Annotated in this window: 21 protein-coding genes and 1 other annotated feature; of the genes, 7 read left to right on the top strand and 14 right to left on the bottom strand. The window is 55.2% G+C overall.

Going from position 1 to position 26,005, the window contains the following annotated elements; genetic code table 11:
* Nucleotides 1-81: 81 nt before the first annotated feature.
* Nucleotides 82-1,785, bottom strand: coding sequence for a septation ring formation regulator EzrA (ezrA, locus tag N685_RS0108915; RefSeq protein WP_031407628.1), 1,704 nt, complete (start codon nt 1,783-1,785; stop codon nt 82-84).
* Between the two features lie 186 nt (nt 1,786-1,971).
* Between ezrA and hisJ the strand changes: the two genes are divergently transcribed.
* Complete coding sequence (gene hisJ / locus N685_RS0108910; protein ID WP_031407627.1) at nt 1,972-2,796, top strand: histidinol-phosphatase HisJ; 825 nt, start codon at nt 1,972-1,974, stop codon at nt 2,794-2,796.
* A 94-nt stretch (nt 2,797-2,890) separates the two neighbouring features.
* Entirely contained in the window at nt 2,891-3,367 is a 477-nt protein-coding gene (locus N685_RS0108905; RefSeq protein WP_031407626.1) for a GAF domain-containing protein, read from the top strand.
* A gap of 54 nt (nt 3,368-3,421) precedes the next feature.
* Here N685_RS0108905 and N685_RS0108900 read toward each other — a convergent pair whose 3' ends face one another.
* Nucleotides 3,422-5,257 (bottom strand): sensor domain-containing diguanylate cyclase, encoded by a 1,836-nt coding sequence (locus N685_RS0108900; protein WP_031407625.1) that lies wholly within the window; start codon nt 5,255-5,257, stop codon nt 3,422-3,424.
* A 335-nt stretch (nt 5,258-5,592) separates the two neighbouring features.
* Here N685_RS0108900 and rpsD point away from each other — a divergent pair, with 335 nt between their 5' ends.
* Entirely contained in the window at nt 5,593-6,195 is a 603-nt protein-coding gene (gene rpsD, locus N685_RS0108895; protein ID WP_031407624.1) for a 30S ribosomal protein S4, read from the top strand.
* Nucleotides 6,196-6,241: 46 nt separating this feature from the next.
* On the opposite strand, the gene tyrS is transcribed toward rpsD, so the two are convergent.
* Nucleotides 6,242-7,501 (bottom strand): tyrosine--tRNA ligase, encoded by a 1,260-nt coding sequence (gene tyrS, locus N685_RS0108890; RefSeq protein WP_031407623.1) that lies wholly within the window; start codon nt 7,499-7,501, stop codon nt 6,242-6,244.
* 51 nt (nt 7,502-7,552) lie between these two features.
* Nucleotides 7,553-7,780 (bottom strand) — a binding site (T-box leader).
* Between the two features lie 155 nt (nt 7,781-7,935).
* Between tyrS and N685_RS0108885 the strand changes: the two genes are divergently transcribed.
* A complete protein-coding gene (locus tag N685_RS0108885; protein WP_031407622.1) occupies nt 7,936-10,698 on the top strand; it encodes a transglycosylase domain-containing protein in 2,763 nt (920 codons plus the stop codon).
* A 329-nt stretch (nt 10,699-11,027) separates the two neighbouring features.
* On the opposite strand, the gene acsA is transcribed toward N685_RS0108885, so the two are convergent.
* Complete coding sequence (gene acsA, locus N685_RS0108870) at nt 11,028-12,743, bottom strand: acetate--CoA ligase (RefSeq protein WP_031407621.1); 1,716 nt, start codon at nt 12,741-12,743, stop codon at nt 11,028-11,030.
* Nucleotides 12,744-12,917: 174 nt separating this feature from the next.
* Between acsA and N685_RS0108865 the strand changes: the two genes are divergently transcribed.
* From N685_RS0108865 to N685_RS0108855, 3 genes are all read left to right on the top strand, one after another.
* On the top strand, nt 12,918-13,550 hold the full coding sequence (locus N685_RS0108865; RefSeq protein ID WP_031407620.1) for a GNAT family N-acetyltransferase: 633 nt from the start codon (nt 12,918-12,920) through the stop codon (nt 13,548-13,550).
* Between the two features lie 229 nt (nt 13,551-13,779).
* Nucleotides 13,780-14,424, top strand: a complete 645-nt coding sequence (locus N685_RS0108860) for an acetoin utilization AcuB family protein (RefSeq protein ID WP_031407619.1) — start codon at nt 13,780-13,782, stop codon at nt 14,422-14,424.
* Entirely contained in the window at nt 14,421-15,590 is a 1,170-nt protein-coding gene (locus N685_RS0108855; protein WP_031407618.1) for an acetoin utilization protein AcuC, read from the top strand. The genes N685_RS0108860 and N685_RS0108855 overlap by 4 nt, the downstream gene beginning before the upstream one ends.
* Nucleotides 15,591-16,052: 462 nt before the next feature.
* Here the strand turns inward: N685_RS0108855 and ccpA are convergent, their stop codons facing one another.
* The 10 genes from ccpA to N685_RS0108800 all read right to left on the bottom strand — a co-directional run bounded on the left by ccpA (nt 16,053) and on the right by N685_RS0108800 (nt 25,966).
* The gene (ccpA, locus tag N685_RS0108850) at nt 16,053-17,045 is read right to left on the bottom strand and encodes a catabolite control protein A (RefSeq protein WP_031407617.1); all 993 of its coding nucleotides are present in this window, start codon (nt 17,043-17,045) and stop codon (nt 16,053-16,055) included.
* Nucleotides 17,046-17,247: 202 nt separating this feature from the next.
* Complete coding sequence (locus tag N685_RS0108845; RefSeq protein WP_011232285.1) at nt 17,248-18,330, bottom strand: bifunctional 3-deoxy-7-phosphoheptulonate synthase/chorismate mutase; 1,083 nt, start codon at nt 18,328-18,330, stop codon at nt 17,248-17,250.
* 220 nt (nt 18,331-18,550) lie between these two features.
* Complete coding sequence (gene ytxJ / locus N685_RS0108840; protein WP_031407616.1) at nt 18,551-18,880, bottom strand: bacillithiol system redox-active protein YtxJ; 330 nt, start codon at nt 18,878-18,880, stop codon at nt 18,551-18,553.
* A gap of 5 nt (nt 18,881-18,885) precedes the next feature.
* Nucleotides 18,886-19,281, bottom strand: a complete 396-nt coding sequence (locus N685_RS0108835) for a hypothetical protein (RefSeq protein ID WP_031407615.1) — start codon at nt 19,279-19,281, stop codon at nt 18,886-18,888.
* Nucleotides 19,268-19,717, bottom strand: coding sequence for a DUF948 domain-containing protein (locus N685_RS0108830; RefSeq protein ID WP_031407614.1), 450 nt, complete (start codon nt 19,715-19,717; stop codon nt 19,268-19,270). Before N685_RS0108830 ends, N685_RS0108835 begins: the two co-directional genes overlap by 14 nt.
* A 147-nt stretch (nt 19,718-19,864) precedes the next feature.
* Nucleotides 19,865-21,169 (bottom strand): UDP-N-acetylmuramate--L-alanine ligase, encoded by a 1,305-nt coding sequence (gene murC / locus N685_RS0108825; protein WP_031407613.1) that lies wholly within the window; start codon nt 21,167-21,169, stop codon nt 19,865-19,867.
* Nucleotides 21,170-21,322: 153 nt separating this feature from the next.
* Nucleotides 21,323-23,671 (bottom strand): DNA translocase FtsK, encoded by a 2,349-nt coding sequence (locus N685_RS0108820; RefSeq protein ID WP_031407612.1) that lies wholly within the window; start codon nt 23,669-23,671, stop codon nt 21,323-21,325.
* A 106-nt stretch (nt 23,672-23,777) separates the two neighbouring features.
* Nucleotides 23,778-24,383, bottom strand: coding sequence for a YtpR family tRNA-binding protein (ytpR, locus tag N685_RS0108815; RefSeq protein WP_031407611.1), 606 nt, complete (start codon nt 24,381-24,383; stop codon nt 23,778-23,780).
* Nucleotides 24,384-24,403: 20 nt separating this feature from the next.
* Nucleotides 24,404-25,201, bottom strand: coding sequence for a DUF1444 domain-containing protein (locus tag N685_RS0108810; protein WP_031407610.1), 798 nt, complete (start codon nt 25,199-25,201; stop codon nt 24,404-24,406).
* Nucleotides 25,202-25,435: 234 nt separating this feature from the next.
* Complete coding sequence (locus tag N685_RS0108800; RefSeq protein ID WP_031407608.1) at nt 25,436-25,966, bottom strand: DUF84 family protein; 531 nt, start codon at nt 25,964-25,966, stop codon at nt 25,436-25,438.
* Nucleotides 25,967-26,005: the final 39 nt, after the last annotated feature.

Here is a 26,005-nt window from a genome sequence, read left to right as displayed (position 1 = left end):
AACGAAAACATACAATCATTTACATTATTCACCAAAAACCCGATAAATATCGCTGAAAGCCGACATTTATCGGGTGGTTGATCACTGCTCCCGGCTGTGATCCTCCTGCCATAGTTTCTGCACACGGTCAAACGCGCCCGGCTCGACTTCTTCAACGGCCGCCACCGCCTGCCGGAGCGCCTCCTCATAATCATAATGGCGAAATAAACATTCGGCTTCTTCCAGCCTTTGGCGGACCGCTGGATAGCGGCGGCGGTAGCGGTTGCCGTATTGAATCGTCCGCTCCGCCAGCGTCGCCTGTTCAATCATTTCCACCGTCCGCTCATACAGCCGTTCCACAGCCGCTTTCGCTTCCTCCAGCGCCTGATCGACTGCCGGCATGTCAAGCGGCTTTTCCTCCAGGCGCGCGGCGACGGCCTGCAAGCTGCGTCTCGCTTCCGCCAGTTCGAGCGAATACGGCTCAGGCAGTCCCGGCAGCCGGCTTTTTTGCACAAGGCGGAGCGCCTCGGCCAATGTTTTTCGCATAGCCTCAAGCTTTTCGCGGGCGATCAATTCGTCTTTGCGCAGCGTCTGCAGCATCGTTCGAAACTGTTCATGCTCTTCCTTCATGAGCTCGATTTGGGACACAAGCTGCTCAAGCTCCTCTTTCAGGAGCGAATACGCTGTTTTCGCCTCGGCAACGCGGTCTTGAATGAGAAAAAACCGCTTTTGCAACTGGTGCAGCTGCTTTTCGATGCTCCGGTATTTTTCGAGGTCGCTTGGCGCCAAATGGTAGCTTTGCTGGACGAACAGCGCCTCGGCCTCGGTTTCCTTCGCCTCGGTGGCGAGCTCCTGAAGCATGCTGCCAATGCGCGGCATTTCCGTTTGCACATATTGATGCGCGAGCACTTCGTTTTCGAGCAAATCGTAGAGCGCGTCGATCTCTTCTTTCAGCTCAGCGGCAATCTGCTTCGCTTCTTCGATGCGTAGCTCATGGATCATGGCCAGACATCGCTCCATTTTTTCCCGCTTTTCCTGAAGCGTGCGCTCCATGTGCAAGTGGTCAAGGATGTATCCGCGCTCTTCCATCTCTCGATAGCCATCCGCCAACTCAGCGAGCTGAGCGGGCAATGACGTTTGGCATTCGCCAAGCAGTTTAGGAATTTCTTCCATCATGGCTGTGAGCCGGCCGAGCTCTTCCTTCAGTGTCAGAACCACATCGCGCGCCGCCAAATAGTTGCCGGCTTCCGTCAATTCGGCAAACCGCTGAAACTGCTTTTCCGCTTCCGTTAAACGGACGTCAAGCAAGTCGGCAGCCGAACCGAACGTATAACGGTAAGCAATCAGCACCTTTTTCGCTTCCCGGTGAGCCGCACGCAGCTCTTCGATCTCCGCCCGGCTTTGTTCCTCGCTGCCGATCAACTCATTCACTTCATGAATGATTTCATGCACTTCTTCCTCAAGACAACGCAATCCGTCGGCGATCTGCCCAAGCAACCGGCGCGCCTGCCGGTAGCGGTATTTGTCGAGCAGCCGCTCCGCGTCAAACAGCTGTTCTTCCACATTCGGCAGCTTCACTGCCACAATGTCGTCCCATTGCTGGCGCCATCGTTCAAACAGCTGCTCCGTCTCCCCTGTCATATTCAGCTGTTTCACTTTCGCCAGCTCATCTGGGACCGGCCGGTTCATCACATTGATTTTCCATTCCTCGAGCCGATCGATTTCCCGGTACATCCGCTTCCGGTACACATGATTATATATGATTGCCCCCGCGCCGAGGAGCAGAACGATCCATGCCATTCCCATCCGCATGATGCCCTCCTTGCACTCAAGCTACTTCTATCGAATAAATGAAAATAGCGGAGAAGGCAGAAATATATGTTTTTCAATGTTTTTATGATACCATGTTAACGACATTTTTTGACCAAAATTTTTATTTTTTTTACAGGATTTTTGCTATGATACATTAGGGAGAAAGGGGGAAAATCCATCATGCGCGACGGCCATATTCATACGCCGTTTTGCCCGCACGGAAGCCGCGATCCGCTTGAAGCGTATGTAGAACGCGCCATCGCCCTCGGCTATACCGATATTTCATTCACGGAACACGCGCCGCTTCCAGAGCGGTTTGTCGATCCGACGCCAAACCAAGACTGCGCAATGAGCCCGAGCGATCTTGAACGCTATTTGCACGCGGTGGCTGAGGTGAAAGCCCGTTATCGAACCGACATCGCCATCCGCATCGGGCTCGAGGTCGATTTCATTCCTGGTTTTGAAGAGGAGACGTCCCGCCTGCTCGACGAGGTCGGCCCGCTGCTTGACGACAGCATTTTATCGGTTCACTTTTTGGCCCACGAAGGGCAATATGTATGCCTTGATTACAGCGAAGATATGTTTGCCGAGATCGTCCGCCTGTTCGGATCGGTCGAACGCGTCCACCGCGCCTACTACGAAACGGTGCGGCAATCGATCCGCGCGGATCTCGGCCGTTACAAACCGAAACGCATCGGCCATATGACCCTTGTGCGCAAGTTCCAACGCCGTTTCCCATGCTTGGAATCAATGGATGAGTGGATGGTTGCCATTCTCGATGACATCAAGCAGTTCGGCTATGAATTGGACTACAACGGCGCCGGCGCCGCCAAACCGCTCTGCTTGGAGCCGTATCCACCGAGCGGCGTGATCGCCGAGGCGCGACGGCGGGGCATCCCGATCGTCTACGGATCCGACGCCCACCGCGCCGCCGACTTGCACCAAGGACGGGAGAGGATGGACCGTGAGGCGCTTTCGATTGACAATCGCCCGCAGCCATCATAAAAAATAGGCGAATCAGTCTTATCCCCGCTTGCATCCGCTGGATGCTGAGGTGAGGGATCGTGCTTTCAATCATGATGAAAAGGAGGCCCGTTCTATGTTTCGTCCCATGGCTTACAATGGAACACGCGAAGAAAATTACGCGCTCGTCATCGAACAGCTGAAATCGCTCATTTCCGGGGAACCCAACTTCATCGCCAACTTGGCGAACGCAGCTGCCTTGCTCAATCAATTTTTATCCGACATCAACTGGGTCGGTTTTTATCTCGCAGACGGCGATGAGCTTGTGCTTGGTCCGTTCCAAGGCTTGCCGGCATGCGTGCGCATCCCGTTCGGCAAGGGGGTGTGCGGCACGGCGGCCGCTGAACGGCGGACGTTGGTCGTTCCTGACGTTCACCAATTCCCAGGCCATATCGCCTGCGATGCGGCGTCTCAATCGGAAATCGTCGTGCCGCTCATCAAAGACGGCTGCATCATTGGCGTTCTTGACATCGACAGCCCGGTGAAAAACCGCTTCGATGACATCGATCGCCGCTACTTGGAACAATTTGCCAGCGTGCTCATTTCCGCCTGACGAAAAATGCGCACCAAGTGCGAAGAAGGAATCCGCTTGTCCGGATTCCTCTTTTTACACCTTATACAAATGACAGTCATCGTGCACAAAAATGCAGTTTTTTCCCGTCTCTTTTGCCATATAAAGCGCGGCGTCGGCTCGTTTGAACAGCTGTTTGGCATCCTCGCAGCCATGGCGCTCCCACCATGACACGCCGCACGAAACGGTCACCGTTGGAACCGTTTGTTCCCTGACTTTTTCTGTGATGCGGCGGGCAATCGAAATGGCGTCAGACAGCAGCACTTTCGGCAAATACACCGCCAGCTCTTCCCCGCCCCAACGCGCCGCTACATCGCCATCGCGAATGTTGGCGCGCACCGTCTCAGCCACTTGGACAAGCACCCCATCGCCCGTTTGATGACCGTACACATCGTTGATTTGCTTAAAGTTGTCGATGTCAAACAAAATGAGCGCCCCGGATGCATCGGATCCCATGGATGTTTGGATCACCTCGTCCAAGTAGCGGCGCGTATGCAGTTTTGTCAAATAATCGGTGACCACCAGCTTCTCAAGCTCTTCGCGCAGCATCGCGTTCATAAACGCCAGCGTTGAATGTTGAACGAGCGATTCCAACAGCTTAAACATCTCAAACGTAAATTGATATGGCTCGCTGGCGAGCGCAATGCACAGCCCCTTCGTTTCCTTATTTTGTTGCATCGGCGCCGCCATAATGGAGCGAAACGGGCCGAATGCAGACATGCATACATCACCGGCAAATAAAATGTCATTGCCGCTTTGGCGCCGCTTTTCCACCCATTCGATATAGGGCCCGGACCGATGGTCGAAAAAAAACGGCGTGCTGCCTGGCAAAAGCTCCCTCTTGCCGTCGGCAAACAAGAAAAAACCGACTTCATCCGCACCAAACGATTGTTGGATTTGCGATACCATGTACTCAATGGCTTCATGAAGCCGCAGCCGGGCGTTCAATTGGCGCATCGTATCGTTGATCAGCTGCAAATCGGCGACAAGCCGGCGCGACTGTTCATACAACTTGGCGTTCTCAAGCGCGCTTCCAGCCGTGCTCGCCAGCAACGAAATAAAATGAATCTCCCGCTTCGGAAATGGTGCCGCGTATGGAGCGATAATTTCAATCACCCCATACACCGCCTGCACCCCTTTAATCGGGGCGTACAGCACTGAGCGCGGCGGCGCCTCCATCTCCTCGCATTGCACTTGCCCAGTCAAAAACGCCCGCAACGCCGCCGTCTGTCTTTCCCTTTCATCCAATACAAGCGTTTTAATCGGCAAATTTCCCCGCAGATGGTTGTCATGTGACAACAGAAGGTGGTAGGTGAACGATGGATAGACGTTTTGCAGCGTGCGGATAATTTCTTCAAGTACATCATCGATATGCATCGAGGAATGAATTTTTGCGGCGAAGCGATGCAGCTGTCCATACCGTTTCTCTTCGCCTGTTCCTTGCAGCACCGCGCTAAGTTTCCCAAACAATCGCGCCAAATCCGTCCGGATCTCCCTCAACAACCGCTCGTCAAAACCACTTTCTTTTCGATACATCAGCTCGACCATCGCCGGCGCTTCATCGGAAAGCAGGAAAAAGAGCCGGGCCGCCATATGCGGCCCACCGGCATCGACAACCACAACTTCACGCTCTCCTTCAGCCGCGATCAACCCAGCGTCCGGCGTTCCAACCGCGGCCGCTTCCGGATAAAAAGCGGCCCGCGTCGGGTCGTACGAATAAAAAACGGCTTGCTCGAGCGCCAGCTCTTCTTTTAGCAGCGCGAGCAACTCGCCCGCCGCCGCCGAAAACGGCCCGTCGTCCTGAAACGCCAAAAACCAGTGGAAAAATTTTTGTTTAAACGATTCATACCGCTTCATTTCATCCTTGTTCATCGCCTTTTCCACCCAAACCGGCATCATCATTCCATAACGAGAGAATGGGATGACAAATTTTTTCTAAAAATTGCATCTTTTATTATATCATAAGAATAGAGAAGAAGGGAAACAAAATGTTGACTTTATCCTTTAAAAATCATATAATAGCCCTTGTGTAAAATATAGCAGCCTTTGTGCCCACCTTTATGGTTCATTTTGTTCCTCGGCCCGCCGAGGTGCATCGTGTAACTCTTAGCTGCGAGAGCGAGGATGCATGAAAACAAAATGGCCATAATTGTTGGCGCACATCTGCTTTTATTTTACGGGAATAAAAGCGTAAGGAGGAGCAACGAATGGCTCGCTATACTGGACCCATGTGGAAAATTTCCCGCCGCCTCGGCATCTCGTTGAGCGGCACGGGCAAAGAATTGCAAAAACGTCCGTATCCGCCTGGCCAACACGGCCCAGGGCAACGGCGGAAATTGTCCGAATATGGCTTGCAGCTGCAAGAAAAACAAAAGCTGCGCCATATGTACGGCGTGAACGAGCGCCAATTCCGCAAAACATTTGAAGAAGCGGGCAAAATGCCGGGCAAACACGGCGAAAACTTCATGATTTTGTTGGAGTCGCGCTTGGACAACCTTGTCTACCGCTTAGGGTTGGCCCGCACGCGCCGCCAAGCCCGCCAGCTCGTGACGCACGGTCACATTTTGGTTGACGGCAACCGCGTCAACATCCCGTCGTACCGCGTCAAACCGGGGCAAACGATCGCCGTCCGCGAAAAATCGCGCAACTTGCAAGTGATTAAAGAAGCGCTCGAAGCGAACAATTACATTCCGGATTACTTGACGTTCAATCCAGAAAAAATGGAAGGAACGTACACCCGCTTGCCGGAGCGTTCCGAACTGCCGGCGGAAATCAACGAAGCGCTCATCGTCGAGTTCTACTCGCGTTAAGGCGCAAAAAAGATCCGAAATGCCCATGCATTTCGGATCTTTTTGTTTAGGCGTAGCGAATCAAATAATACTTTTTCTTTCCGCGGCGGATGACGGTAAACCGCCCTTCCAAGCGGTGCTCGGCGGTCAGGACGGCGCCCACGTCTTGGATGCGCTCTCCGTTCACATAAATGGCGCCGTTTTGGATATCTTCGCGCGCTTGCCGCTTCGATGGCGAAATGCCGGCGGAAACGAGCAGCTCGACAAGCGGAACGTCGCCTCCTTCATGAACAAATGACGGCACATCTTTGAAGCCTTGCTCAATTTCCGCCGCGGTCAACTTGGCGATGTCGCCGCTAAAGAGCGCTTCAGAAATGCGGACTGCTTGCCTGAGCGCCTCTTCGCCGTGCACGAGCTTTGTCACTTCCTCGGCAAGCGCCTTTTGCGCCGCCCGCTTCTCCGGCGCCTCACGCAGCTCTTGCTCAAGCGCCTCGATTTCCTCTTTTGACAGGAACGTAAAATATTTCAAGTAACGGATGACATCGCGGTCGTCAGTGTTGATCCAAAACTGGTAAAACTCGTACGGCGATGTTTTCTCGGGATCGAGCCAGATCGTGCCGCTTTCCGTTTTGCCGAATTTTGTGCCGTCCGCCTTCGTCACAAGCGGAATCGTCAAGCCGAACGCTTTCGCCTCGCTGTTTGTTTTGCGAATGAGTTCAAGCCCGGCCGTAATGTTGCCCCACTGGTCGCTCCCGCCGATTTGCAGACGGCAGCCTTCCGTCTCGTACAACTTCAGGAAGTCATACGCCTGCAGCATCATGTAGCTGAACTCGGTAAAGGAAATGCCCGTCTCGATGCGCGACTGAACCGACTCTTTCGCCAGCATGTAGTTGACGCTGAAATGCTTGCCGACATCGCGCAAAAACGAGATCACATCCAGCGGCCCGATCCAGTCGTAATTGTTTTTGATTTTCGCCGGGTTGCCGTGCGCTTCAAAATCTAAAAAGCGGGCGAGCTGCTCTTGAATGCGTGCGCTCCATGCCTCGACGGTTTCTTTGGCATTGAGCGTACGCTCGCTTTTTTTCCCGCTCGGATCACCGATCAGCCCAGTGGCGCCGCCAACTAGCGCAATCGGTTGATGGCCCGCCTGTTGGAAACGGCGCAGCGTCAAAATGGCGGCCAAGTTGCCGATATGCAAACTGTCCGCCGTCGGGTCAAACCCGCAATAAAGCGTCACGCTCTCTTCCTTCAACAGCTCTCGGAGCCCGTCCTCATCTGTCGTTTGGTTGACGAGCCCGCGCCATTGCAATTCCGCAAGCAAATCCATGTCCTTCACCTCTCTATGAATGTCCTAAATAAAGAAAACACCCGCCCGTGATGAAGGGGCGAGTGTCAAACCGCGGTACCACCCTACTTGGAAAGCGTCCTGCTTTCCCGCTCATTTCGGTAACGGCGCATGCCGGCAAATGGCTACTAGGCAAAACAACGCTGTTCGCCATCGCTGCTCAGGGAGGTAATTCACGCCTGCCTGTGGACTGGCTCGCACCGTCCGCCAGCTCTCTGCACCAGGGAGACAGCCGCTACTTGTTCCCATCATCGCTTTCTCATATGAAATATATATAACTTATTACCATAGCGATGCACTCGCTGTCAACCCTAACCCTTTTCGCGCAAACGGCGAAAAATCGGCAAAATTCCACAATGTCTCCCCTTCCTATGGTATACTTAATATATAATGACGTGCCGCATAGGGGGGCTGGCATGAAGCGAAACCAATTTTCCGCTTCTCTTGAAAAAGCGTGGCATTATTTTTCACTTACATACGATGTCGTTTGGAACGTCATCTTGATTTTGCTCGTCGCCGCACTCTGCTTTGTCTGCTTTGCCATCGGCGCGGGCGCCGGCTATTTTGCCTTTTTGGTCAAGGATATGCCCATTCCCTCGCCCGACGAGATGAAAAAGGAGATTTACAGTTACGGCGAAACGAGCCATATGTACTTTGACGGCGGCGTGTATTTAGGGCGGTTCCGGTCCGACCTTGACCGCGAGGCAGTGCGCCTGTCCGACGTGTCTCCGTACGTCGTGCAAGCCATCATCGCGACAGAAGACGAACATTTTTATGAACATCACGGCGTCGTTCCGAAGGCCGTCATCCGCGCTGTGTTTCAAGAGCTGACCAACTCACCGGTCAAAAGCGGCGGGAGCACGCTCACGCAGCAGCTCGTCAAAAACCAGATGCTGACGAACGAGGTGTCGTTTGAACGGAAGGCGAAAGAAATGCTGCTCTCGCTTCGTCTGGAAAAATTTTTTTCCAAAACAGACATTTTACAGGCCTATTTAAACGTCGTTCCGTTCGGCCGCAGCTCGTCCGGGCGCAACGTCGCCGGCATCCAAGCCGCGGCCCAGGGCGTCTTTGGCGTCAACGCCAAACAGTTGAACCTCCCTCAGGCAGCGTTTTTGGCCGGCCTGCCGCAAAATCCGTTCGTCTACACCCCGTTTGCCGCTGACGGCAGCGTCAAGCCGGACATTTCCGCGGGCTTGAAACGGATGAAAACGGTGCTGTACCGGATGAAGCGGGCCGGCTATATTTCCGAAAAGCAGTATAAGGAAGCGCTTGCCTATGATGTGGCGAAGCATTTCGCCGCCCCGAAGCCGTCGCCGTTTGAACGGTATCCATTTTTGACGATGGAAATCGAGAAACGGGCAAAAGACGTGTTGGCGGAAACATTCGCCAAGCGCGACGGCTATAAGCCGGAAGAATGGAAGCGCGATCCCGCTCGTTCCCGCCGCTACCTCGGCGAGGCAGAAAAAGCGTTGCGCCAAGGTGGATATCGGATTTATACGACGATCAATAAAAAGATTTATGAACAAATGCAACGCATCGCCACCCGCTACCCGTATTACGGAAGCGACAATGTGTATTACAGCAAAGACAAGAAAACAGGAAAAATGATCTCCCATCGCCAACCAGTCGAAGTCGGGGCGATGCTGATCGAAAACAAAACAGGAAAAATCATCAGCTTCGTCGGCGGCCGCGACTACAAGCGCGAACAGCTGAACCACGCCACCCAGGCGCACCGATCCAACGGGTCAACGATGAAGCCGCTCTTGGTGTACGCACCGGCGATGGAGATGGGCGTTGTCCAGCCGGCGACGATCATTCCCGATCTCCCGTTGTCGATCGGTTCGTATACGCCGAAAAACGCGGACGGAAAAACGCACGGGCTCGTCACGGCGCGCTATGCCTTGCAGCAATCGTTCAACATTCCGGCCGTCCGGACGTATCGAAAAATTCAACCCCGGCATCCGATCCATTATTTGCATAAAATGGGGATCACAAGCGTTTCGAATCAAGAAGAAGCCAATCCGGCTTTGGCGATCGGCGGGACGCACATTGGCGTCACGGTCGAGGAAAACGTCAACGCCTATGCGACGTTCGCCAATTACGGATCGTTCGTTGACGCCTACATGATTGAGAAGATTGTCGACAAGAACGGAAAGATCGTTTACAAACATCAAAGCAAACCCGTTCCGGTGTTTTCACCGCAAACGTCGTACTTGATGATCGATATGATGCGCGACGTGCTTCACGGCGGAACGGCCTCGTCAGTGCCGCGCTACTTGACCTTTTCCGCTGATTGGGCGGGAAAAACCGGAACATCGCAAGACAAGCGCGATTCGTGGTTTATCGCCGTCAATCCGAACGTCACGTTCGGCGTTTGGATCGGCTATGACCGGCCGGCGCCGCTTGAGTCCCGCTACAAAGGGCTTTCCTACAGCCAGCGCACCCAGCTGTTATGGGCGCGGCTGATCAATGCTGCCTATCAAGAAAACCCGAAGCTCATCGCGCCGTCCGACCGGTTTCTCATGCCGGGCGGCATCGTCCGCCGCGCTTACTGCGCCGCGAGCGGCTTCAGCCCGTCGGCCACGTGTGAAAAAGCCGGGCTTGTCCGCTACGATCTATACAATGCGAAATTTGCGCCGCGGGAAGGAAGCGGCGAGGAAGTGATGGAAAGCCGGGTCGTCGTCATCGGCGGACGCCGCTATGCCGCGCTCGAGACGACGCCGGAAGAGTTTGTCGCTCGTGAAATGATCGTGAATCCGAAGCTTCTCGCCGATTGGGGGATCAACGGCGAGGGGCAGGCGGGCGATGCACTGCTAGTCTCCACATTAAAGGAAAACGGCCGTCCTCCGACTCGACCCGCCGCTCGGCTGGCAGGCGGCAAGCTCGTCTGGAATCGCCATAACGAGCCGGATGTCATCGGCTACCGCGTCTATCAAGTGAACGAAACGGGGGCGCGGCGCATCGTTGCCGTTGTTAAAGTGGACGAGGCAGCCTCGTTTTCGCCGTTGTGGCCGGGCGTTTCATACTGCGTCACCGCTGTGGACATCGCCGGACAGGAATCGGCGCCGTCGAACCCCGTTTCGCTGCCGTCCGCCTCATCGCCGGATTCCGGTCATCAAAAGAGCGGGAAGCCGTCTTCTCCTTCGCCGTCGGGCGATGGCGAAGCAACAAGGGGCTGACCGAAACGATGGTCTTTCTTCAGAAGATGCCGTTCGCTTTGCACAAGGCGTTGGCGCGTGCATATGGGGATGGGAAAGGGTGTCGCGATTCTTGTTGGGACACCCTTTCTTGTTTGGTGAAAATGGGGAAAGCATAACGATTTTCGGCAAATGGATGGTTCTTAAGCGAAGGAGAAACAAGCATTTATGAGGTTTTTCAAATGGAGAAATCAGGCTGTTGGCCGCGTTTTCCGTTCCATCACCGTCTTTGCAGCCGCCCCAGCTTCGGCTTTCGCCGGAAAAGAACAATAGCGTCTGGAACAGCGGGTGTTCCAGACGCTTTTCGCTCATCAGTCTTCCATCGTTGACAAATCGCCGGTCGGCAAGTTGAGCTCCCACGCTTTTAAGACGCGGCGCATGATTTTCCCGCTCCGCGTTTTCGGCAGTTTGTCGCGGAACTCGATCTCGCGCGGCGCCGCATGGGCAGCGAGCCCTTTTTTGACGAACTGGCGGATGTCTTCTTTCAGTTCCTCAGACGGCTCGTACCCTTCGCGGAGCGCGATGAACGCTTTGATGATTTCCCCGCGCACCGGATCCGGCTTGCCGATGACGCCAGCTTCCGCAACGGCCGGATGCTCGACGAGCTTGCTTTCGACTTCAAACGGCCCAACGCGCTCGCCGGATGTGTTGATGACATCGTCCACGCGCCCTTGGAACCAGAAGTAGCCGTCTTCGTCCATGTAGGCCGAGTCGCCCGAGACGTACCAGTCGCCGATAAAGTACGATTCATATTTTTGCGGGTTGTTCCAAATCGTTTTCATCATCGACGGCCAGCCTTTTTTGATGGCCAAGTTGCCCATCCGGTACGGCGGCAGGACGTTTCCTTGGTCGTCGATGATCGCCGCCTCGACGCCCGGAATCGGTTTCCCCATCGATCCCGGCTTGATTTCCATGCATGGGTAGTTGCAGATGAGATGACCGCCCGTTTCCGTCATCCACCACGTATCATGGATGCGGCGGCCGAACACTTTCATTCCCCAGCGGATGACTTCTGGGTTGAGCGGCTCGCCGACGCTCAAAATGTGGCGGAGCGAGCTTAAATCGTATTTTTTCACGATCTCATCGCCGGCGCCCATCAGCATGCGAAACGCCGTCGGCGCGCTGTACCAGACGGTGACGCCGAAATCTTGAATCGTTTGATACCAAGCGTCCGGGCTGAAGCGGCCGCCGACGACGACGCTGGACGCCCCGCACAGCCATGGGCCGAAAATGCCGTACGACGTCCCGGTCACCCACCCTGGGTCAGCCGTGCACCAGTAAATGTCGTCTTCTTTTAAGTCGAGCACCCATTTCGCGGTTTGATAGTGCTGAATCATCGCGTTATGGACGTGCAGGACGCCTTTCGGCTTGCCGGTTGAACCGGAGGTGTAATGCAAAATCAAGCCGTCTTGGCGGTCGACCCATTCGATGTCAAAGTGCTTGCTCGCCTCATTCATCCGCTTTTTCAAATCGATGTACGGCCCTTCCTCGACAATGCCGTCGCCAACCAAAAAGACGTATTTCAACTCCGGCAAATCGCCGACCGGCACGCGCGGCAGAAGCTCCGGCGTCGTCACGATCGCTTTCGCCCCGCTGTCTTCGAGACGGTCGCGCACCGCGCCTTCCATGAACGCCTCAAACAACGGTCCGACGATGGCGCCGGTTTTGATGATGCCCAAAACCGCAAAGTACAGTTCCGGAGAGCGCGGCATAAACACAAACACGCGGTCGCCTTTCTGAATGTCCGCCGCCTGTTTTAAGACGTTCGCCACCTTATTGGACATCTCTTTCATTTCTTTGAACGTATATTTTTCATTCCGCACCGCGTCGCGGTAGTAGAGCGCCACTTTATTTTTACGGAACGACTCAGCATGGCGGTCGATCGCCTCATACGCCATGTTGACTCGTCCCGTTTCGTGCCAAGAAAACTCTTTTTCCACTTCCGACCATTGAAACCGTTTGTATGTTTCCTCGTAGTCTTTCAAGTTGTAGTCCCCTTGTATGACGGGCAGCCGTTCTGTTTTCATTCTCCGATCCCCCTTATGTAAGTGATTACATTTCTATTATAGTCTATCAAAACCCATTTCTCAATTTTTAAAATATTTCTTGTCCCCCGCTTTTGGAAATTTTTTTGAACCGCGCCAGCCGACGATGGTTTCATGTATAATGATAAAAGAACGACCAATTCAGGTGGTGGCCGAATGGAACATAAAAAAACGTATAACGCCAAAGAGCTGAAAACCCCGAAAGGAACGCTGCTCATCGAAGGGCCGGTGACGCCGGAAGCATTGGCCAGCTATGAATTCCACCATGACCTCACTTCCTTCCGACCGCCTGCCAAACAGCACAAAGCGTTGATCGAAATCGCCAAGCTGCCGGAAGGGCGGATCATCATCGCCCGCCGCGGCGAGACGATCGTCGGTTATGTGACGTTTTTGTATCCCGACCCGCTCGAGCGCTGGTCAGAAGGGAACATGGAAAATTTGCTCGAGCTTGGCGCCATTGAAGTCATCCCCGAGTTTCGCGGGTTTGGCGTCGGAAAAAATTTGTTGATCGTCTCGATGATGGACGATGCCATGGAAGACTACATCATCATTACAACGGAGTATTATTGGCATTGGGATCTAAAAGGCACTGGGCTGAACGTATGGGAGTACCGAAAAGTGATGGAGAAAATGATGAACGCCGGTGGACTCGTCTGGTATGCGACCGATGACCCAGAAATTTGTTCGCATCCAGCGAACTGCTTGATGGTCCGCATCGGCAAACGGGTCGACGCCGAATCGATCCAACGATTCGACCGGCTTCGGTTTATGAACCGCTATATGTACTAGCTATTGAAGGCCGGTCAGGAAAGGGAAAATCGGCTCACCCAACTGTTTCTCTATAGGGGAAATCTTGCCATGCCGGTATCCTTGCCCACCCAATGTCGCTGAGGTGGGTGCAAAACTTGTTTTTCACCCACCTTATAGGGATGAAATTCTTGGCTGTCCGAATGTTTGCGCCTGCCGTCCGCTTCGAGGGCGCGCATAAAATGCCACGCACAAAGGGGAGAGGAGAACGATGCTTGTCGAACAAGTGATGAAAGCGCCGGTCGTGACGGTCCGCGCGGCGAATACGATCGCTGAAGCGCTGCAGTTGCTTCGCCATCACCGCATCCGCCATCTGCCGGTCGTCGATGAGGAAGGACGTCTAGTAGGGCTTGTGACAAGCCAAGATTTGCGCGAAGCGAGCCCATCCATTTTTCACCTTTCCGAACAGTGGGAAGAATTGAAAAAACCGGTCGGGGACGTGATGAAAACCGACGTTATCGTCGGCCATCCGCTCGATTTTGTCGAGGAGGTGGCGGCGCTCTTTTACGAACACCGGATCGGCTGCCTGCCGATCGTCAACCATGGGAAGCTCGTCGGCATCATCACGCAAACGGATTTGCTCCGCACCTTCATTGAGCTGACCGGCGTTCACCAGCCAGGGTCGCAAATCGAGATCAAAGTGCCGAACGAGGCCGGCATGCTCAGCAAAGCGGCGGCCATCATCAGCGAGCGCCATGTGAACATCGCCAGCGTCCTGTTGTATCCGGACCCAGACCCGAACTACAAAATTTTAGTCTTCCGCGTGCAGACGATGAACCCGCTTCCCTTGATCCGCGATTTGCAAAACGCCGGCTATCACGTGCTATGGCCGAACTTGCCGGGGGTTACGTCATGAGCCGAAACTGTGCATTCGTTTACAGCGAGCAATTTCTTCAATACAAATTTCATGACGACCATCCGTTCAACCAGCTGCGGGTCAAACTGACGTACGACTTGTTGCGCACGCTCGGCGCGCTGGAAGACCGCCATATCGTCGCCCCACGCATGGCGACGGATGACGAGCTGGCGCTCATTCACGACCGCTCGTACATCGAGGCGGTGAAAGCAGCCGGGCGCGGCGAACTGTCTGAAGCGGCGGCGCTGAACTACGGCCTCGGCACGGAAGACACGCCGGTGTTTCCGAATATGCATGAAGCGAGCGCCCTGCTTGTCGGCAGCACCCTCACCGCCGTCGACGCTGTTCTTTCCGGGGCGGCTGAGCATGCGCTCAACTTGGGCGGCGGTCTGCATCACGGCTTCCGCGGCAAAGCGTCCGGCTTTTGCGTCTACAACGACAGCGCCGTCGCCATCCAATATATCCGGGAAAAATACGGGCTGCGCGTGTTGTACGTCGACACGGACGCCCACCACGGCGACGGGGTGCAATGGGCGTTTTACGACGACCCGAACGTCTGCACGTTTTCGATTCATGAAACGGGGCGCTATTTGTTTCCCGGGACGGGAAATGTCAACGAGCGCGGCCTCGGGGCAGGCTACGGCTATTCGTTCAACATTCCGCTTGATGCATTCACGGAAGACGAATCATGGATTGCTGCCTATACGACCGCGCTTCGGGAGATCGCCGACTTTTTCCGCCCGGACGTCATCGTGACGCAAAACGGCGTCGACGCCCACTATTACGACCCGCTCACCCATTTGTCGGTGACGATGAAAACGTATCGGGTGATTCCAAGACTTGCGCATCAAATCGCTCATGAATATTGCGGCGGACGCTGGATCGCCGTCGGAGGCGGCGGATATGACATTTGGCGCGTCGTGCCGCGGGCGTGGGCGCTCCTTTGGCTGGAGATGACCGACCGAGCCGATGTGTCCGGTCCGCTGCCGGATGAGTGGCGCGAACGATGGCAACCGCTTTCATCCGTCACGCTCCCGCTTGAGTGGGACGATCCGGACGACTTGTATCCCCCGATTCCACGCAAGGCGGAGATCAGCGAAAAAAACGCCCAGACGGTGGAAAAGGCGCTGTATTTCATCCGCAGCCAGCGGTCGACACGATCATAACGATGTCGTTCCGAATTATTTTGAATGAAGAGATTCGTTTGCTGTCGTTGTAAGGCAGCTGAACCGTGGGATGCACGGGGATGGCTTGGTTCATTACCTGCCATGGAGCGGGGGGTCCCAAGCACTCCCACCTCGAAAAGGCTGGTGAAAAACAACGGATTCGCTCGATTGGTGAGAAATCAAAAGGAATCAAATGATGACGTTGCAAGGTTTTTCAGTTTGAGAAACACTGTTGGAGAGCAGTATTTCCCCTTAAATCCCCGGCCTCCTAAGCATTTTCGTAGGTGGCAGAGCGTTCAACCGTTTTTTGCCTGCATAAAGCAGCAGACAAAAAAAGAGGGTGTTCCAAAAAGGATCGGGACACCCTCTTTCATCACTATATATACGTACCGAATGTGTACGTTATGCTAGATCTTTCATCGATCTGGAAAACAGACGACCTTTTGGGTCGGCCCCTGCTGTTCATTTCGTCGACTCGCGCACCTCAAGCCGATGCGGCAAGACGACGATATGGTGGTCCACTGGTTCTTTGTTCATATACTTGGTCAAGAGCCGCATCGCCACCGCCCCGATGTCATACATCGGCTGCACAACAGTCGTCAGCCGCGGCCGCACCATCGTCGCCAATCGCGTGTTATCAAAGCCGACGACTTCCAAGTCATCCGGCACGCGCACGCCGTGGTCTTGGGCGCTGTGAATGATGCCGAGCGCCATTTCGTCCGTGCCGGCAAACACAGCCGTCGGCCGTTCCGTAAGCTCCGTGATTTTCTCATACGCTTCCAAGCCCGAGTCGTACGAGTTGTCACCCTCAATGACGAGCTCTTCCTCATACGGCGCGCCGTGTTCCTCAAGCGCGCGACGATACCCCGCCAACTTCCGCTGGTTGATCGGGTCGTCGGTCGGACCGGTCACATACGCCACACGGCGGTTTCCTTTTTCCAGCAAATACGTCACAGCTTCAAACGCCGCCTGCTCATAGTCGATGTTGACCGACGGAATCTCCTCCGGCCCCATCGTCGCTGCCAGCACGATCGGCACCGACGACTTTTGAAATTCGGCGACGTGCTCCTCGGTGATCGTTCCGCCCATAAACAAAAGGCCGTCCACTTGCTTAGCGAGCATCGTATTGAGCAAATGCAGCTCTTTTTCTTTGTTTTGGTCGGAGTTGCTCAAAATGATGTTATACTTGTACATCGTGGCAATGTCCTCAATGCCGCGCGCCAGTTCGGCGAAGAAAATGCTCGAAATATCGGGGATGATCACCCCGACCGTCGTCGTTTTTTTGCTGGCGAGCCCCCGCGCCACGGCGTTCGGGCGGTATCCGAGCCGCTCGATGGCCTCCAGCACTTTTTTTCTCGTCGACGGCTTGACGTTCGGGTTGCCGTTCACGACGCGCGAGACGGTCGCCATCGAGACGTTCGCCTCCCGCGCCACATCATAAATCGTTACCGTCATTCCGTTTCACTCCTTTTCGCTCGATCCAATAACCGGTCAAATTCCGAATGTATGTACAACTATCATACGATACATTATCGCCAACTCGCAACGAAATCGCAACCATTTTGCCTGTTTGTTCACAAACCGTTCACGAGTAGTTTGCCCCAAAACTCGCCATCTCATCAAAAAATCCCCTCGGGCAACAACCGAGGGGATCCTCTTACGCCTGGACAAACTGCCGTTGGAAGGCGCGCACTTCTTCCATAAACTCATTGAATTGGGCGATGTCCATTTGCTGGGCGGAATCGGACAAGGCGACGGCCGGGTCCGGATGCACTTCGGCCATGACGCCGTCGGCGCCAATCGCCAAGGCCGCTTTGGCGCACGGGATGAGCAGATCGCGCCGCCCCGTGGAGTGGGTGACATCGACGAACACCGGCAAGTGCGTTTCTTTCTTCAAGATCGGCACGGCCGAGATGTCGAGCGTGTTGCGCGTCGCTCGCTCATACGTGCGGATGCCGCGCTCGCACAAAATGATCTGCCCGTTTCCTTGCGACATGATGTACTCAGCGGCGTTGATGAATTCTTCAATCGTCGCCGCCAAGCCGCGCTTTAACAAAATCGGCTTGTTCACCTGGCCTGCTGCCTTGAGCAGCTCAAAGTTTTGCATGTTGCGCGCGCCGATCTGGATGACATCAATGTAGTCCAAGGCGATTTCGATATCGGCCGGGGTGACGATTTCGCTGATGACCGCCAAATCAAACTCATCGGCGATCCGTTTTAAAATTTTCAGCCCTTCCACGCCGAGCCCTTGGAAATCGTATGGCGACGTGCGTGGTTTGTAGGCGCCGCCGCGCAGCAGCTTGATCCCTTGTTTTTTCACCGCCTCCGCCACCGCCGCGACTTGTTCATAGCTTTCGACCGCGCACGGGCCCATGACGAAATATTGGTTGCCGTCGCCAATTCGCTCGCCTTTCACTTCGACGATCGTGTTTTCCGGATGCTTTTTCCGCGAGACGAGAAGCGCCTTCCGGTGGTCATCTTCCTGCAGCTCGAGCGCTGCTTTAAAAATTTCTTTGAAAATGTGCTGCAGCGTCGATGTTTCGAACGGCCCGTCGTTATGCTCGGAAATGAGATCCAACATTTTCCGTTCGCGCACCGGGTCGTAGCGGTGCGTCCCTTGCGCTTCTTTAATTTTTCCGATCTCCTGAACGAGCCGTCCCCGCTCATTGATCAGTTTCAATAGCTGCAAGTTGATCTCATCGACTCGCGCCCGCAGTTCGTCTAATCTCTCATTGCTCATGCTTTTCTCATCCTTTCGCCAAGTGTAGTGCATTGTTTTCGCCTCTTGCCGGCCGCCGGCAAGCTGCGCCCCCGTCTTGGAGAGCGAAGTCATTTAATTAGTGTTTATTATAATCGATGGAGCTATCGTTGTCACGAAAAAAATGCTTTTTTGATTAAACGCTTTTAAGCACTAAAGCAAAAAGCGCACAAAAAACCGCCCGCGGCTGCGAGCGGATGGATCAGGCGCCGATATGCTCCGAAAGCGCGTCGTACGTAATGGCCCAGTGGGACGCGTGCCAGACGACTCGGCCGTTTTCAAACAGCAGCACTTGCGGCGACTCGTGTTTCACTCCGGTCGTCTCGGCAATATAGGTTGAGAGCGGCCGCGCCTCTTGAACGTACAGGCAATACACCGCGAGCTCTGGATGATCAGCGGCAAACTTCTCGCATTCGCGGAACGCCGCTTGGCTGATCGGGCAGGTGAGGCTATGCTTGACGAACAAAAAACGTTCCGTTTCCTTCATGGCACGATCAAATTGTTCGATCGTCTCCAGCTTCTCCATTCCCATCTCCTTCACTCCGTTTCTTTTCGTGATGTGATGTTTTGCTCGGCGTCATCAAGCGCTGCCTCCGCTTCCTCAAGCAGTTTTTGCAGCGTTTCCCGGTCGGCTGGCCCGGCGGATGGCGGAATCGGAATCGTTGCCTCCCTGGCTTCCTCTCCGCCGTTTTCCCCGCCAACCGGCACCGTCGTGGATTTCAACGGAATGAAGTTGGCGATTTCCTTCGTTTTCTCTTTCGCTGTTTCCAACCATTCGACAGCTGTTGTTTTCATCGGCTCCCATGTCTCATCGTTGCTCCATTCGGCCAGCCATTTCCGCCCTTTTTCGCTCGTCAAAAACAACGCAGCAGCCGCGCCGGCGATGCCGCCGACAAGCGCTCCAAGCAAAAATCCGCCGTTATTTTTCGCCATGTTCGATTCCCTCCTTTGGATGCAGTGGTTTTCTTTTTCTCCATTTTTCCCATACATCGAGCAAAACATTTGCCCAACGCAGCGCCTTTACCCACTTTTCACGCCCCGGATCCGCTTTCGCCGACAAGGCGGCCGCTGCCTGCCGAAGCGCGCGGTTGAGCGTGCGAACCGCGCCGCCGATTTCCCCGACCGCCTCGATGGCGCCGTTTAGCTTTTCTGCTTTTTTTTGCACATCACCGGCAATGGCGTTGGCTGTTTGAAGAAGCGTCTGAATTTCTTTCGCCACCGCTTCGACTTGTTGATCGGCATGGCTGACCGCCGTCGCCAGACGGCGCAGCGTTTCCTGCAAAACAACCAGCGTTTTCGCTATGTAAACGACAAGCAGCAAAAAAGCGAGCGCGATAAGAGCGGCGCTGCCATACAACAGCCATTCCACGAGAGTTCCTCCTTGCCCACACGTTTCATTTCCTTTGTACCCATCTTTTTCTTTATTCAAACTTCGACATGACACGCACTCTTTCCTGCTTGGTTGGAAAACAGGAAAAACGGGCCGCCTTCACCGCGGCCCGCTTCCTGCCGGCCGTCAGGCGGAAAGAACGGCCCGTTCGTACGCGTGCTGAAACTTTTGAATGTCGCCGGCGCCCATAAACACCAACACCGCATCTTGATGCCGCTTCAACACGGATACGTTTTGTTCCTCAAGCAGCTGGGAACGCGGAATTTGCGCCTGCAAGTCACGGATCGACAATTTTCCTTCATGCTCGCGCGCCGAACCGAAAATGTCGCACAAATACACGTGGTCCGCCTGCTGCAAACTTTCGGCAAACTCGCGCAAAAATGTCTGCGTCCGTGTATACGTATGCGGCTGAAAAATCGCCACCACTTCACGGCCCGGATATTTTTGCCTTGCCGCCTCCAACGTCGCCGTAATTTCACGTGGATGATGCGCATAATCATCGATCAGCACTTGGCGCCCGACCGTTTTTTCACTGAAGCGGCGCTTCACTCCTTGGAACGTTTGCAGCCGTTTGGCGATCGTGCCGGCATCCACCCCTTCGTAGTGGCAGAGGGCGATCACAGCGAGAGCATTCAATACGTTATGGGTGCCAAAGCGCGGGATGGCAAACGAGGCGAAAAATGTGTTGCGCACGAACACATCAAACGCCATCCCTTCCGTCGTCTTGACGATATTGCGCGCCTGAAAATCGTTTTCTTCGCCAAATCCGTAAAACAAAATCGGCACTTTCGCCTGAATGTTCGGCAAATACGGATCATCCCCACAGGCGACGATCGCCTGCTTCACTTGATGCGCCATTTGCTGGAAGGCGGAAAACACATCATCGATATTGGCAAAATAATCTGGGTGATCAAAGTCAATATTTGTCATAATCGCATAGTCTGGAAAATAGGAAAGGAAGTGCCGACGGTATTCGCACGCTTCAAACACGAAATATTTGCTTCCCGGCTCCCCTTTTCCTGTGCCGTCTCCGATCAAATAGGACGTTGGATGGGCTCCTTGCATCACATGGGCAAGCAACCCCGTCGTCGTCGTCTTTCCATGCGAACCGGTCACCGCGATGCTCGTAAATCGGCCAGCCAACTCTCCTAAAAAGCGATGGTAACGAATGACGGGAACGCCGAGTTGACGGGCCGCCTCGATTTCCTCATGCGTATCCGGAAACGCGTTGCCGGCAATGACCGTATAACCAGGGCGAATATTGTCTTTCGAAAAAGGCAGCACCGGGATTCCCCGCTCTTCAAGCGCCTTTTGCGTGAAAAACCATTTCTCTACATCCGACCCTTGCACCGTATAGCCAAGGTCATGAAGCACTTGCGCGAGCGCGCTCATCCCCGTGCCTTTAATGCCTACAAAATGGTAAGCTGTCATCGCTAAGCCCTCCAACCATCGTCTCTCTGTAAGACAGTATATGATATCCATCTCGTTTTGCCATTTCTCTCATTGCAGTGCACCATTCATTTCCCCATTATAGCACGCGAGGAGTCAAAACACTACCGCCCGCCAAAAGAAGGCCGACTGCTCTCAGTTGTTCTGCTCGCGCCAGCGCTCCCACTCGTCTTCGCTCATCAACACATCGCGCGGTTTGCTGCCGCGCGCTTCCGAAATCAGCCCCTGCTGCTCCATCATCTCGATCAGCCGGGCGGCGCGGTTGTAGCCGATGCGGAAATGGCGCTGCAGGCTCGAGGTGGACGCCCCCCCTTGGGCGATGACAAACCGGCATGCTTCCTCGAACAATTCGTCATCCTCACCGCCAAACGCCCCCGTTTGTCGGAAATCGTCCGGGTCAAACAGATAGGATGGACTTTGCTCTGCTTTCCCATGCGCCGTCACCCGTTCGATTTCTTCATCGGAAATGAAGCACCCTTGCAGCCGCACCGGCTTGGCCGAACCATTTTCCAAAAACAGCATATCGCCGCGCCCAAGCAGTCGTTCAGCGCCGTTGACATCCAAAATGGTGCGCGAATCGACTTGGGATGAGACAGAAAAGGCAATGCGCGTCGGAATGTTCGCCTTGATCAATCCCGTGAGGACGTCGACCGACGGCCGCTGCGTCGCGATCAGCAGATGGATGCCGCACGCCCGCGCCTTTTGCGCCAGCCGGCAAATCGATTCTTCGACATCGGCTGGAGCGGCCATCATGAGGTCCGCTAGCTCATCAATGACGATGACGATGTACGGCAGCGGTGGCTCACTGCTGCCGCGTTCGCGAAGATGATCGTTATATTTTTCGATATCGCGCACGCCGGCGTGGACAAACTGTTCATACCGCCGTTCCATTTCGCCGACCGCCCACTTGAGCGCCCCCGCAGCCGCCTTCGCCTCGGTGATCACCGGGCTGAGCAAATGCGGCAATCCGTTGTACGGCGCCAGTTCGACCATTTTCGGGTCAATGAGCAGCCATTTCACTTCGTGCGGCGCTGCTTTATACAACATGCTGATGAGCATAGCGTTCATGCAGACGCTTTTTCCCGACCCGGTCGCTCCAGCGATGAGCCCGTGCGGCATTTTTCGAATGTCGGTCACGACCGGCGCTCCGCTGATGTCAAGCCCAAGCGCCACGGTAAGTGGCGATGGACTTTTGCGGAACGCTTCGCTTTCCAAAATTTCCCGCAGGCGCACCGGACGGCTCGTCCGGTTTGGCACCTCAATGCCGATCGTCCGTTTTCCCGGGATGGGCGCTTCAATGCGAATGTCCTTCGCCGCCAGACTGAGCTTGATATCATCGATTAAACTCGTAATCTTGCTCACTTTCACTCCTAAATCCGGCTGCACTTCAAACCGCGTCACCGTCGGCCCTTGCGTCACACCAACGACGTGCGCGCCGATTTGAAAGCTCGCAAACGTCTCGTCCAACCGCCGGCATTGCTCATGAAGCCACTGCTCGTCGCGCTCGGCTGCTTTCTCCGGCGGCTCAAGAAGCGCCAATGGCGGCAGCACGCAGCCGTTCGATCGATTCGCTGCCTTTTCTTTCAACTTGCGCCAATCTTGCTTTAACATGATCACATTATACGGAATGCGCGTTCGCCCAGATCGGGAAGCCTCCTCCCGGCCCACGGGCGCCGCCGAGTGGCGGATTTCGCGATCTGACGTCTTCTCTCGCAATTCTGTCGAAGCAGTGTTTTCTCCGTCTCCATTCCCCATCTGTGATGGCGCCTCTTGTCCTTCGCTCTCCAAGCCGCAGGCTGTCTCGTGCGGCGCGCGTTCTTTGCCTCGTCCGTCCAGCTCATGCCTTTTCTTTTTATCCGCCTCGGCATCCTGTTCTTCCTGTGCCGCCGGCGCAAGCCCATCTTTTCCTTCCGTTTCCATAACAGCCGCAGGCATCGCTCCTCTCGCGTCTTCGCTCCATGCCTCTGCGCGCTTGGCCAAAGACGCCTCTTCTTTTGGCGATTCAGCCGCCCGGCTTTCCGTGCCCTCCCACTCGTCTTGCCGTGTCGCTTCGCCATGGATGGCCCCTTCCCGAACCGCCCCGCCGCTCCGGCTCTCTGCATCCACTGCACCGGCCAGCTCGATTTCATCCGGTCGTTGCCGCTGTTTTCCCCGATTCCGATCGTATCCAAAAACCGGGGATGGCACATCAGACGGGCGGAACGGCCGTTTTTCCACCGCCTTTGCCGCGCCGGCCGACGGGCGCCGATTCAGCAGCGGCCGGGATGCCTCGCTTTTCGCCCGCCCCGGCCTCTCCCCCTCTTCCGCCAGCTCGTCATCGGGAATGAGTGGAAAGCGAAAGCGGCCTTGCGGATATCGGTAGATGACGTCCATCTCGCCGCGTCCGGGCATGCCGGCCGACAGCGGGGAATTCGCTCGCTGCTCGTTCCCTTCCTCTTCCTCGTCGCTCGCAAGAAAACGAAGCCATCGTTTCAAAAATTTCATCCATCACATCACTCTTTCTCTGCCTTCATTGTTGGAAAAAACGCCACTGGCGTCGTTCCAGTGGCGAAAAAACAGGCGGAATCCGTCTGCACCGCCCGTTGGAACGTCAAAAAACGAATGGTTGGCCGACCTCATATTCATCAGACAGCACCAAAATGCCTTTCTCCTGCGGAGCATTGGGCAGCCCAAGCTCGCGGGCCGAACAAATCATGCCGGATGACCGGACGCCGCGCAGCTCACTTTCTTGAATGACGAGGCCATTTGGCATGACCGCGCCGATTTTGGCGACGACGACTTTTTGCCCTTCGGCGACGTTCGGTGCTCCGCAGACGATTTGCAGCACCTCATCGCCGACATCGACTTGGCAGACGCTCAACTTGTCGGCGTTCGGATGCTTCGTTTTCTCTTTCACATATCCGACGACAAACTTGGGAGACAAGTCAGCTTCGATCGGCTCGTCAAAACCGTTTTTCGCCAAGATGTCGTTGATGATGCCGACGAGCTCCTCATTTACTTCCAGCGGACCATTTCCACAAAATGGATAGTACGAAGACGCGGAAAAAATGTTATAGCCAACCGTCTCGCCCGTCCGTTCGGACATGATGCGGACGACATCGCCTTGTTTGACAAACGTCCGTTCCTCATCCGCCACCGGTTTCAGCGACACAAGCAGCACGTCGCCAACCCCTTCTCGGTTGTAAAACACGTTCATCGCTTCATTCCTCCTTGCCGCTACGTTCTCCGTTTTTTTCCCAGAATGAAAATCGGTTCAAGTTTCCCGTTTTCGTATAAAAACGACAGCGCCGTGATCGGCACGCGGCCGCCGGCAAAAAAGCTCATCGTCATTTGCGCGAGCACGTCATAGCCGATGTCGTTGCGCACATCAGCGATGATGAGCACATCTTGATGCGGAACGGCAACGGCCATCGTTCCTTCCACGCGCGCCCGCATGTCGGCCAAAAACGATTCGTTTAAGACGCGGCTCGCATCATAGCCGTCATTGGTGTTGACAAAATAAAACACGTTGTCCGCCACCCGGTCCTCTTTCACCGGCGTCGGCAGCGACCGGACGTTGAAGCGGGCGATTTCCTTCACCCGCTCGCGGCTCCATTTGTCTTTTTCAAGCATGCGCTCATCAATCAAGCGATACGTTTTGCCTAGGTCGAGCGCATAGTAAATGCGCGTTTCGGCTGTATGATCATCGAACAGGAGCGGAACGCCTTCTTTCGTCTCCGCCGGAAACGACGCCGAGCGAATGACGGGATAAATGTTTCGCTCATTGCCGGAAAGCGCCGCGTCTTCCTCCATCGTTTTCAACGTTTGCTCCACATAATAAACGACTTCGTGCACCGCCTCATCTTTTTGTTCGTGCCATTTGGCGATGACACCAGGAAGCGAGATCGTCACGCCTTTTTTCGTGCGGCGGTCTTCCACGCGCATCGCATCTTGCTTGGGGTCAAAGCGAAACGTCCAGTGCGGGTGAGCGACGAGACGCTCTTTAATCTTCTCATACATTTGCCGGCTGTTCATTCGTGTTCCTCCTTGTTTTGCCGGCGCCCGTGCCTTCCGTTTCCTTTTCCTTCTTTTGGCCGGGGCTTGGCCAAGGGCGCATCCGGCGTTGACAATGCCGGGCCATGACCGCGCGGCGTTTTCACCGTTTGACGCCGCCCCTCGCTTTGTCGGCCGCTCGATCTAGGAGCGTTGGTGGAACGCGGCCCGCTCATTCAGCCGGTCGCCCTCATCGGCATGACCATTCGTTATTTATCATACATGGAACGGCCCGTTTTGACAAAGCCATTCATATTGACCGACCAAAAGCTCGACGATGTGGGAAAACATCGCCGATCGGTCAACGCGCCCGTTCGTTAGTACGCCGACCGCGCCTTCTTTCCGACGAACGTTCCTTCGCCCGGTGTACGCTTCCATCACATCGCCGAGCTCGCGCCCCGCCTCGATGCCGGCCCCGACGTCCGGCGGGAGGGCGAGGCGGGCGCCGGCGGCAGCCACCACCACTCCGTTTCGGTCGGCGAGCGCTCCCCAGTTGCACAGCCACCATTGCCCATCGATTTTCATCACGCCGCCTTCCAATCCGATGCCAATGTCCGCCTCGGCCGCTTCGAGCACCCGTTTAGCGCGCCCGATGGCGCCAAGCCGCGTCTCCTCATCGGACAGCGGCTGCGCGGAAACGCCCGACGGCACCTCAAACGATACAATGCGGTATTCCTTTTCCCCCAACACCGCCCGAACAGCGGCGATTTTCGCTTCGTTGTTCGTTCCGACCGCAACCGTTTTCATCCAGTGCCCTCCTTGTCATGGAAAAGGAGAAGCGTTCGC

This window comes from Geobacillus vulcani PSS1, from assembly GCF_000733845.1.
Lineage (GTDB): Bacteria > Bacillota > Bacilli > Bacillales > Anoxybacillaceae > Geobacillus > Geobacillus vulcani.
The sequence above is the reverse complement of the archived record's forward strand: the minus strand, read 5'-3'. Positions and strand labels throughout refer to the sequence as shown.

What these genes read in the sequence shown, in the direction of transcription:
- ezrA (WP_031407628.1), bottom strand. Translation starts at nt 1,785, where the DNA reads ATGGGAATGGCATGGATCGTTCTGCTCCTCGGCGCGGGGGCAATCATA.
- hisJ (WP_031407627.1), top strand. Translation starts at nt 1,972, where the DNA reads ATGCGCGACGGCCATATTCATACGCCGTTTTGCCCGCACGGAAGCCGC.
- N685_RS0108905 (WP_031407626.1), top strand. Translation starts at nt 2,891, where the DNA reads ATGTTTCGTCCCATGGCTTACAATGGAACACGCGAAGAAAATTACGCG.
- N685_RS0108900 (WP_031407625.1), bottom strand. Translation starts at nt 5,257, where the DNA reads ATGAACAAGGATGAAATGAAGCGGTATGAATCGTTTAAACAAAAATTT.
- rpsD (WP_031407624.1), top strand. Translation starts at nt 5,593, where the DNA reads ATGGCTCGCTATACTGGACCCATGTGGAAAATTTCCCGCCGCCTCGGC.
- tyrS (WP_031407623.1), bottom strand. Translation starts at nt 7,501, where the DNA reads ATGGATTTGCTTGCGGAATTGCAATGGCGCGGGCTCGTCAACCAAACG.
- N685_RS0108885 (WP_031407622.1), top strand. Translation starts at nt 7,936, where the DNA reads ATGAAGCGAAACCAATTTTCCGCTTCTCTTGAAAAAGCGTGGCATTAT.
- acsA (WP_031407621.1), bottom strand. Translation starts at nt 12,743, where the DNA reads ATGAAAACAGAACGGCTGCCCGTCATACAAGGGGACTACAACTTGAAA.
- N685_RS0108865 (WP_031407620.1), top strand. Translation starts at nt 12,918, where the DNA reads ATGGAACATAAAAAAACGTATAACGCCAAAGAGCTGAAAACCCCGAAA.
- N685_RS0108860 (WP_031407619.1), top strand. Translation starts at nt 13,780, where the DNA reads ATGCTTGTCGAACAAGTGATGAAAGCGCCGGTCGTGACGGTCCGCGCG.
- N685_RS0108855 (WP_031407618.1), top strand. Translation starts at nt 14,421, where the DNA reads ATGAGCCGAAACTGTGCATTCGTTTACAGCGAGCAATTTCTTCAATAC.
- ccpA (WP_031407617.1), bottom strand. Translation starts at nt 17,045, where the DNA reads ATGACGGTAACGATTTATGATGTGGCGCGGGAGGCGAACGTCTCGATG.
- N685_RS0108845 (WP_011232285.1), bottom strand. Translation starts at nt 18,330, where the DNA reads ATGAGCAATGAGAGATTAGACGAACTGCGGGCGCGAGTCGATGAGATC.
- ytxJ (WP_031407616.1), bottom strand. Translation starts at nt 18,880, where the DNA reads ATGGGAATGGAGAAGCTGGAGACGATCGAACAATTTGATCGTGCCATG.
- N685_RS0108835 (WP_031407615.1), bottom strand. Translation starts at nt 19,281, where the DNA reads ATGGCGAAAAATAACGGCGGATTTTTGCTTGGAGCGCTTGTCGGCGGC.
- murC (WP_031407613.1), bottom strand. Translation starts at nt 21,169, where the DNA reads ATGACAGCTTACCATTTTGTAGGCATTAAAGGCACGGGGATGAGCGCG.
- N685_RS0108820 (WP_031407612.1), bottom strand. Translation starts at nt 23,671, where the DNA reads ATGAAATTTTTGAAACGATGGCTTCGTTTTCTTGCGAGCGACGAGGAA.
- ytpR (WP_031407611.1), bottom strand. Translation starts at nt 24,383, where the DNA reads ATGAACGTGTTTTACAACCGAGAAGGGGTTGGCGACGTGCTGCTTGTG.
- N685_RS0108810 (WP_031407610.1), bottom strand. Translation starts at nt 25,201, where the DNA reads ATGAACAGCCGGCAAATGTATGAGAAGATTAAAGAGCGTCTCGTCGCT.
- N685_RS0108800 (WP_031407608.1), bottom strand. Translation starts at nt 25,966, where the DNA reads ATGAAAACGGTTGCGGTCGGAACGAACAACGAAGCGAAAATCGCCGCT.